The organism is Roseateles sp. (assembly GCF_049240545.1).
In the GTDB taxonomy this organism is placed as follows: Bacteria; Pseudomonadota; Gammaproteobacteria; order Burkholderiales; family Burkholderiaceae_C; genus Paucibacter_A.
The window spans coordinates 1-2,684 of sequence record NZ_JBMLSK010000376.1 but is presented as its reverse complement, the minus strand read 5'-3'; the positions used below and the strand labels follow the sequence as shown (position 1 = coordinate 2,684).

Below are 2,684 nucleotides of genomic sequence, written 5' to 3'. Positions count from 1 at the left end.
GACGACGGCTTGCTGCGCGCCCGCAGCCAGGGCGAGAGCTACGCCCGCGCGCTCCCGGCCGAGGAAGGGCGCCCGCCCTTCGTGATGGTGGTGGACGTGGGCACCGTCATCGAGGTCTACGCCGAGTTCAGCCGCTCGGGCGGCACCTACACCCCCTTCCCCGATCCGCGCAGCCATCGCATCCCCCTGGCCGACCTGGCCAAGCCCGAAGTGCTGGGGCGGCTGCGCAAGATCTGGACGCAACCGGACGAGTTGAACCCGGCGCTCATTGCCGCCAAGGTCACCCGGGAGGTGTCCAACCAACTGGCCCTGCTGGCCCGCTCGCTCGAACAAGCCGGGCACGCGCCGCGGACCGTGGCCGCTTACCTCTCACGCTGCCTGTTCAGCATGTTCGCGGAAGACGTCGAGCTGCTGCCCAAGGGCTCCTTCCAGGCGCTGCTGCGGCAACACCGCGAGAACCCCGCCGCGCTGCAGCTGATGCTGCGCAGCCTGTGGGCCGACATGGACCGGGGCGGCTTCTCGGTGGCGCTGGTCCAGTCGGTGCTGAAGTTCAACGGCAAGCTGTTCAAGGGCGGCAGTGCCGACGGCTACAGCCTCCTGCTCACGCCCGAGCAAGTCGACCTGCTGGTGCAGGCCGCCCGCGCCAACTGGCGCGAGGTGGAGCCCGCCATCTTCGGCACCCTGCTGGAGCGCGCGCTGGACCCCACCGAACGCCACGCCCTGGGCGCGCACTACACCCCCCGCGCCTACGTGGAACGGCTGGTGTTGCCCACCGTCATCGAACCGCTGCGCGCCGAGTGGGCCAACGCCCAGGCCGCCGCCCTGCTTGCTGGCCCATGAAGCTGCCGAGCTGGAAGCCAACCCGCCCGCACCCAAGACCAAGGCCGATTTCGAGGGGCTTGGCAGCAAGGCGGTGGCAGCCCTGGACGCCAAGCATCGTGAGGAGCGCGACAAGCACCAATCGGCCGTGCGCGCCAAGTGGAAGGAAGCGCGTCAGCAACTTCGTGATTTCCTGCATCGTCTGTGCACCGTGAGGGTTCTGGACCCGGCCTGCGGCAGCGCCAACTTCCTCTACGTGACGCTGGAGCACCTGAAGCGTCTGGAAGGCGAGGTGCTCAACCAGCTCAATGCCCTGGGCGACACGCAAGAGGCGCTGGACCTGGGCCGTGAAACCGTCACCCTGCAGCAACTGCGCGGCATCGAGCTGAACGAGCGCGCCGCCGCCCTGGCCGAGCTGGTGCTGTGGATTGGCTTTCTGCAGTGGCACATCCGCACCAACGGCCAAACCGGCGTGGCCGAACCCGTGGTGCACGACTACGGCAACATCGAGCACCGCGACGCCGTGCTGGCCTACGACCGCCAGGAGCTGATGACCGACGCCGCGGGCCAGGTGGTGATGCGCTGGGACGGTGTGACCTCCAAGCCCCATCCGGTGACCGGGCTGCTGGTGCCAGACGAAGCGGCGCAAGTGCCCCAGTGGCGCTACGTCAACCCCCGGCAGGCCGCGTGGCCCCGGGCCGACTTCATCGTCGGCAATCCGCCGTTCATCGGTGCCAAGTACGTGAGGTCTGCACTGGGCGACGGCTACGCCGACGCCCTGCGCGCTGCGTGGCCCGAGGTGCCCGAGAGCGCCGACTTCGTCATGTACTGGTGGCACCGTGCTGCTCAGTTGGTTCGCGCCGGGCAGGCCGAGCGCTTCGGCTTCATCACCACCAACAGCCTGCGCCAGACGTTCAACCGCCGTGTGGTCCAGGAGGCCACGGCTGATGGGCGGCTGTCACTGGTCTATGCCGTGCCCGACCATCCCTGGGTGGACAGCGCCGATGGCGCCGCGGTGCGCATTGCCATGACTGTGGCCGCTCCCGGGCAGCACGAGGGGCGACTGCACTTCGTGCAGACCGAGGCGGAAGGCGACTTTGGAGAGTTGGCTGTATCGCTGGCCGAGCGTCGGGGGAAAGTGCACCCCGACCTCACCATTGGCGCAAACGTGGCCGGAGCAAGTGCTTTGCTTGCTATGTCGGATATTTCGTCCCCTGGCGTCAAGCTGCACGGCGCGGGCTTCATCGTTACTCGTCAAGAGGCGGCCAGCCTCGGACTAGGCAAAGTGCCGGGGCTTGAGCGCCATGTCCGGGAGTACCGCAACGGGCGAGACCTGGCGGCCACGCCACGCGACGTTCTAGTGGTGGACATGTTTGGGCTTCGCGCCGAGGAAGTCCGCCAGCGTTATCCAGCTGCGTATCAGTGGGTATTGGAGCGCGTGAAGCCTGAGCGGGACCAGAACAACCGCGCCACATACCGAGACAACTGGTGGTTGTTCGGCGAGCCGCGAAAGGACCTGCGCCCGGCTTTGGTTGGCCTGCGCCGGTACATCGTCACCGTCGTAACGGCGAAGCACCGCGTCTTCCAGTTTCTGGACGCTTCGGTTCTCGCAGACGATGCCCTGATGTGCATAGCGAGCGACGACGCGCTGAACCTGGGCGTTCTTTCGAGCGCCGTTCATGTCCATTGGGCACTCGCGACTGGCAGCACATTGGAGGACCGGCCGCGATACATAAAGACAACTTGCTTCGAGGCCTTCCCATTCCCGGATATAGAGGGGGCGGGAGCACTGGCCGAGCGCATCCGCACGCTGGCCGAGCACATCGACGCCCACCGCAAGGCCCAGCTCGCGGCCCACCCGGACG

2 protein-coding genes are annotated in these 2,684 nt (G+C 67.5%); both read left to right on the top strand.

Going from position 1 to position 2,684, the window contains the following annotated elements; genetic code table 11:
* A partial coding sequence (locus tag ACOVRJ_RS22865; protein WP_422046127.1) for a type IIL restriction-modification enzyme MmeI occupies positions 1-840 on the top strand: 840 nt, incomplete at its 5' end.
* A partial coding sequence (locus ACOVRJ_RS22860; RefSeq protein WP_422046126.1) for a class I SAM-dependent DNA methyltransferase occupies positions 827-2,684 on the top strand: 1,858 nt, incomplete at its 3' end. The genes ACOVRJ_RS22865 and ACOVRJ_RS22860, both read left to right, overlap by 14 nt.